Genomic DNA, 5,429 nt, shown 5'->3' on the forward strand with positions numbered 1-5,429 from the left:
ATCAAAAATGGTTTATAGAGAATTCTATATTTAAAAATTTTTTGTTGTGTTTATCAATAAAAGAGAGTATAATCGTGAAGTAAAAAAGCAAACTTATATGTATTGAGAATTATAGGAGGATATAGAATGGTTAAAGCAGTAGTAGGCGCTAATTGGGGAGATGAAGGTAAAGGCAAAATCACCGATATGCTTGGAGAGAAAGCAGATATTATCGTACGCTTTCAAGGCGGAGCAAATGCGGGACATACAATTATTAACGAGTATGGAAAATTTGCATTACACACATTGCCTTCAGGAGTATTCTATGAACATACAACAAGCATTATCGGAAACGGAGTAGCATTGAATATTCCGGTGTTATTTAAAGAGATTCAGTCTGTAATTGACAAGGGTGTTCCGATGCCTAAAATTCTTGTGTCTGACAGAGCGCAGATTGTTATGTCATATCATATTTTGTTTGACCAATATGAAGAAGAAAGATTAGGTGGAAAATCATTCGGTTCTACGAAATCAGGTATCGCTCCATTTTATTCAGATAAATTTGCAAAAATCGGATTTCAGGTAAGTGAGTTATTTGATGATGAACTGCTAAAAGAAAAAGTTGTCCGCGTATGCGAACAGAAAAATGTGTTGTTGGAACATTTATATCACAAACCGTTATTAAAACCGGAAGATTTATATGCGGAATTGCAGGAGTATAAGAAAATGGTTGAGCCGTATGTTTGTGATGTATCTCTGTTTTTACACAATGCAATTCGGGAAGGAAAAGAAATCCTTTTAGAAGGACAACTCGGTTCGCTGAAAGATACAGACCACGGTATTTATCCAATGGTAACATCGTCATCGACATTGGCGGCATATGGAGCAATCGGAGCAGGTATCCCTCCATATGAGATTAAACAGATTATTACGGTTTGTAAGGCATACTCAAGTGCGGTTGGCGCGGGAGCATTTGTAAGCGAGATTTTTGGAGAAGAAGCAGATGAGTTGAGAAAAAGAGGTGGTGACGGCGGCGAATTTGGTGCAACAACAGGGCGTCCGAGACGTATGGGCTGGTTTGACGTAGTAGCGTCGAAGTACGGCTGCAGAATGCAGGGGACGACTGATGTGGCGTTTACCGTATTAGACGTACTTGGATATTTAGATGAAATTCCGGTTTGCGTCGCTTATGAGATTGACGGAAAGATTACAACGGATTTCCCGACAACACATCTCTTGGAGAAAGCAAAACCGGTATTAGAAACACTTCCGGGCTGGAAATCAGATATCAGAGGTATTAAGAAATATGCAGACCTTCCTGAGAACTGCAGAAAATACATTGAGTTTATCGAAGAAAAATTGGGATATCCGATTACAATGGTTTCTAACGGACCGGGAAGAGATGAAATTATTTATAGAAATAAATAAGATGAAAAATGACACTTCACAAAGAAAATGAAGTGTCATTTTTGTTATAGCAGTTGAATGTTGAATTCTTCTGCCTTTTTTGAAATATGTTCAGGCCAGATAGAAGACTGCACTTCTCCAATGTGCGCCTTTCTCAAATAAAACATACAGATTCGTGACTGTCCTATGCCTCCGCCGACAGTGTAAGGAAGTTCTCCGTTTAACAGAGATTTTTGGAAAGTCAGTTCAGCGCGGTCTTCACAGTCTGCAAGTTTGAGTTGGCGTTTTAAAGAGTATTCGTCCACGCGAACCCCCATGGAAGAAAGTTCTAAGGCGATATCAAGTACGGGGTAGTAGACGATAATATCTCCATTCAGTTCCCAATCATCATAATCGGGAGCACGGCCATCGTGTTTTTCTCCCGAAGACAATATTTTTCCTATCTGAGAGATAAATACTGCCCCCTTTGCTTTTGCAATGCGGTACTCTCTCTCTTTAGAAGTACAGTCAGGATACATATTTTCCAATTCTTGAGAGGTGATGAAAAAGATTTCATCAGGCAAAATAGTATCAATGTAATTGTATCGTCTGGAAATATGTTGTTCAGTTTCTTTTAATGCACTATACACATGGCGTACATTATGTTCCAACGTTGCGGTGTTGCGCTCTTCTCTGGAAATTACTTTTTCCCAGTCCCACTGGTCTACATACAGAGAGTGTATATTGTCCGTATCTTCATCTCTGCGAATGGCTGTCATATCCGTATATAATCCTTCTCCTGAATGAAAACCGTAACGTTTTAAGGCATAACGCTTCCATTTGGCGAGGGAGTGTACGATTTCTACGGTGTTGTCGTTTTGCTCCTTAATTCCGAAAGAAACAGGGCGCTCAACACCGTTTAAATTATCGTTCAATCCGCTTTCGGGTTTTACGAACAGTGGTGCGGAAACACGGGTTAAATGAAGTGATTTAGCCAATGCCCGCTCAAAGTAATCTTTTATCTCTTTAATGGCAACTTCTGTCTCACGGATAGATAGAGGGGAGGAGTAGCCTTCCGGTATTGTTAATTGCTGCATTATTTTTAATCCTTTCTGAAGTGTCAAATTATGTTCAGTGTGATACATCTGTATGAGAATGTCAAGGAAATTTTAAGAAATAGGAAGAAAAGGTTTAGAAATAATACATATATTTGTCACAGTCTTTGCATATACTATATAGATAGAAAAGGAGGTAATCATATGCAGCAGGAAGAGAATAGAAAAAATCAGGAAATTATCTCTATCGAAGAGTATTTATATAAAAGAAAAAAGATTAAAGAGCAGGAAGAACGGCATTTGTCTCCCTACAAAATTTCAATAAAAGAAAAAAGTTCTGCTTTAGTGCTTGCAGAACTTTATATGTAAGAAATTAATTTTCTTTATCATTGTCCTGTTTTTTCGCAAGTTTGTAGATCAGTGAGTAGGCATACAAAAGAACAGGAATTAAAATTGTTAAAGCCACGGAGGCTTTGAAAAGTCCTAAAGATTTGCTCGTGTCAATAAAAGCAAACAGGAGAGTGCTTCCGTAAAGTGCAACGAGGAGAATTACTCCGATGATGGCTAAAATACGTTTTGTTTTCTTCATCTTCTTATCCGTCCTTTATTATGAATTTGGTTATGGGTAAAATTCACACTTTAAAAGTGCTATTTTTGTTTATTATAACAAAGAAATAAGAAAATTTGCAAAAGTTTTTGAAAAACATACGCAGATGGTATATAATGGACATATTAAAACGAAGAATAAAAGGAGAACATAGAAATGAGTTTATTAGAACAATGGAGAGAGAGCGCTTATTCAAAAGAAATGGATAAAGCAGCATTACAGAAATTTTGGGGAACATATTTCCAGATTGAAAAAGAAATTTATGAAAAATTATTAGAGAATCCTGATGAAGAAGTAAAAGGAACAGTGAAAGAACTGGCTGAGAAATATGAAATCGAAGTATTTACAATGACAGGATTTCTTGATGGGATTAATGACAGTTTGAAAGAACCAAACCCAATTGAAGAGATGGAAGAAGACACAGTTGTAAGTCTTGCATTTGATAAAGAGAAATTATATAAAAACATGGTAGATGCTAAGGCAGACTGGTTATATGAACTTCCGCAGTGGGATAAGATTTTCACAGCGGAGAGAAAGAAAGAACTGTATAGAGAACAGAAACAGTCAGGAACAATCCGCAAAGAGAAGAAAATCGGAAGAAATGATCCATGTCCTTGCGGAAGTGGTAAAAAATATAAAAAATGTTGTGGTAAATAATTAATCAATAAAGGGTGAAGGAAGGTAATTCTGACACCCTTTTACTGTTTTGGGAGGTGATTTATATGTCGAGGGCTTTTTACAGCATGGGAATTTTAAGTATACTCTATTATCTTCTGATTGTCATACATACACATAATTGGAAAGCGACATTTGCAAGATTTTGGGCGTTTTTTGGCGTTTTACAGTTTGTCGTTGGATTTGGCGTGGAGAGAATGGCGAAATGGCTGTATCTTCCATTTCAAATAGGGTTTACGGTTGCGTTTCTGGTATTTCTTGCTGTGGAAATTCTTATTTTAAGCGGAATGATTCCATCTTCAGTTGATGACTTTTTCACCATTATTATTTTAGGGGCATGTGTGAAAGGTAAAAGGATTACAGGTTCTTTACGGAAAAGACTGGATAAGGGGGCCGAATATCTGCTTGCCCACGAGAATACGAAAGTCATTGTCTCCGGAGGACAGGGAAAAGGGGAAGATGTTACGGAAGCATTTGCAATGAAAAATTATTTACTGGATAAGGGAATTGACGGGAAAAGAATTATAATGGAAGAAAAATCACATTCCACGGAAGAAAACCTGAAATATAGCTTACAATATATAACAGATACGAAAGAGAAAGTGGGAATTGTCACAAATAATTTTCATGTATACCGTGGGATAAAACTTGCAAAGAGAGTTGGATACAAAGATGTGAACGGTATTCCGGCGGGGTCAGACCCGGTGTTGTTTTTGAATTATTTAGTCAGAGAATTTTTTGCAGTTGTATATCTTGTGCTTTTCCACAGATAGATGATATAATGGAGAGAATTTAATTTTGGAAAGGATTTAACTAATAGATGAAAACAGTAATTATAGGAATTGCAGGGGGATCAGGTTCAGGAAAATCAACATTTACCAACAGATTGAAAGCCGCATTTAAAAATCAGTTGACTGTAATTTATCACGATAATTATTATAAATGTAATGATGGGGTTCCGTTTGAGGTAAGGAAAAAAACAAATTATGACCACCCTGAAGCGCTGGACACAGAACTTTTGATAAAACATTTAAAGGCACTGAAAAGCGGAAAAACGATCGAAGGTCCGACATACGATTATTCCAAGCACAATAGGGCAAAAGAAAAGGTGACTTTAAGACCGACAAAAATTATTCTTGTGGAAGGCATTTTGGTTTTGGAGAATAAAAAACTGAGAGATTTGCTCGATATTAAAATTTTTGTGGAAGCAGATGCAGATGAGCGCATTTTACGAAGGGTTATTCGTGACGTTCGGGAGAGAGGGCGTTATGTGGAAGATATTGCAGAGCAGTATCTGACAACAGTAAAACCGATGCACTATATTTATGTAGAGCCAACGAAAGCAATGGCAGATATTGTTATCAATAGTGGAATGAATGATGTTGCTTTTGACTTAGTGAAGACAAAGATAGAAACTTTACTGATGTCAACCATTTTTGATTATGTCCTAAAAATTTTTTATGATATGCACCAGTTTCCCGGTGCATATTTTAGCATATAAGCATAGTTTCTGTTATCTTTTTTTTTTTTTTCTTTTTTCTTTTATTCTTTCTCCTTTTTTTCTTTTTCTTTTCTTTTTTCCTCTTTCTTTTTTTTTCCTTCTTCTTCTTTCTTTCTTTTTTTTTTTTTTTTTTTTCTTTTTTCTTCTCTTCTTCCTTTTCTTTTTTCCTTTCTCTTCTCCCCTTTTCCTTTCCCTCTCTCTTTCTTCCCTTCTCTTTTTCCTTCTT

The 5,429-nt window shown here is 36.5% G+C and carries 8 protein-coding genes; 5 read left to right on the top strand and 3 right to left on the bottom strand.

What is annotated here, in order from left to right; translation table 11 throughout:
* Positions 1 to 126: 126 nt before the first annotated feature.
* The gene (locus tag ACYQ35_RS11325; protein ID WP_009460818.1) at positions 127 to 1,407 is read left to right on the top strand and encodes an adenylosuccinate synthase; all 1,281 of its coding nucleotides are present in this window, start codon (positions 127 to 129) and stop codon (positions 1,405 to 1,407) included.
* 44 nt (positions 1,408 to 1,451) lie between these two features.
* Here the strand turns inward: ACYQ35_RS11325 and asnA are convergent, their stop codons facing one another.
* Positions 1,452 to 2,462 carry an aspartate--ammonia ligase gene (gene asnA, locus ACYQ35_RS11330; protein WP_009460820.1) on the bottom strand — a complete coding sequence of 337 codons (1,011 nt, stop codon included), beginning with the start codon at positions 2,460 to 2,462 and terminating at the stop codon, positions 1,452 to 1,454.
* Between the two features lie 162 nt (positions 2,463 to 2,624).
* Between asnA and ACYQ35_RS11335 the strand changes: the two genes are divergently transcribed.
* A complete protein-coding gene (locus ACYQ35_RS11335) occupies positions 2,625 to 2,789 on the top strand; it encodes a hypothetical protein (protein ID WP_009460822.1) in 165 nt (54 codons plus the stop codon).
* A 4-nt stretch (positions 2,790 to 2,793) separates the two neighbouring features.
* On the opposite strand, the gene ACYQ35_RS11340 is transcribed toward ACYQ35_RS11335, so the two are convergent.
* A complete protein-coding gene (locus ACYQ35_RS11340; RefSeq protein WP_009460824.1) occupies positions 2,794 to 3,009 on the bottom strand; it encodes a hypothetical protein in 216 nt (71 codons plus the stop codon).
* 174 nt (positions 3,010 to 3,183) lie between these two features.
* Here ACYQ35_RS11340 and ACYQ35_RS11345 point away from each other — a divergent pair, with 174 nt between their 5' ends.
* From ACYQ35_RS11345 to udk, 3 genes are all read left to right on the top strand, one after another.
* Complete coding sequence (locus tag ACYQ35_RS11345) at positions 3,184 to 3,684, top strand: SEC-C metal-binding domain-containing protein (RefSeq protein ID WP_009460826.1); 501 nt, start codon at positions 3,184 to 3,186, stop codon at positions 3,682 to 3,684.
* A gap of 65 nt (positions 3,685 to 3,749) precedes the next feature.
* Complete coding sequence (locus tag ACYQ35_RS11350; protein WP_459833641.1) at positions 3,750 to 4,475, top strand: YdcF family protein; 726 nt, start codon at positions 3,750 to 3,752, stop codon at positions 4,473 to 4,475.
* A gap of 47 nt (positions 4,476 to 4,522) precedes the next feature.
* Complete coding sequence (gene udk / locus ACYQ35_RS11355) at positions 4,523 to 5,203, top strand: uridine kinase (RefSeq protein ID WP_459833644.1); 681 nt, start codon at positions 4,523 to 4,525, stop codon at positions 5,201 to 5,203.
* A gap of 12 nt (positions 5,204 to 5,215) precedes the next feature.
* On the opposite strand, the gene ACYQ35_RS11360 is transcribed toward udk, so the two are convergent.
* Positions 5,216 to 5,429: hypothetical protein (locus ACYQ35_RS11360; protein ID WP_459833647.1), on the bottom strand; the 214-nt coding region annotated here is incomplete at its 5' end.

The sequence above is a fragment of the Faecalimonas hominis genome (genome assembly GCF_054660755.1).

Excerpts from the sequence above, each read along its gene's own strand:
- ACYQ35_RS11325 (WP_009460818.1), top strand. The coding sequence starts at position 127 with ATGGTTAAAGCAGTAGTAGGCGCTAATTGGGGAGATGAAGGTAAAGGC.
- ACYQ35_RS11350 (WP_459833641.1), top strand. The coding sequence starts at position 3,750 with ATGTCGAGGGCTTTTTACAGCATGGGAATTTTAAGTATACTCTATTAT.
- ACYQ35_RS11340 (WP_009460824.1), bottom strand. The coding sequence starts at position 3,009 with ATGAAGAAAACAAAACGTATTTTAGCCATCATCGGAGTAATTCTCCTC.
- ACYQ35_RS11345 (WP_009460826.1), top strand. The coding sequence starts at position 3,184 with ATGAGTTTATTAGAACAATGGAGAGAGAGCGCTTATTCAAAAGAAATG.
- udk (WP_459833644.1), top strand. The coding sequence starts at position 4,523 with ATGAAAACAGTAATTATAGGAATTGCAGGGGGATCAGGTTCAGGAAAA.
- asnA (WP_009460820.1), bottom strand. The coding sequence starts at position 2,462 with ATGCAGCAATTAACAATACCGGAAGGCTACTCCTCCCCTCTATCTATC.
- ACYQ35_RS11335 (WP_009460822.1), top strand. The coding sequence starts at position 2,625 with ATGCAGCAGGAAGAGAATAGAAAAAATCAGGAAATTATCTCTATCGAA.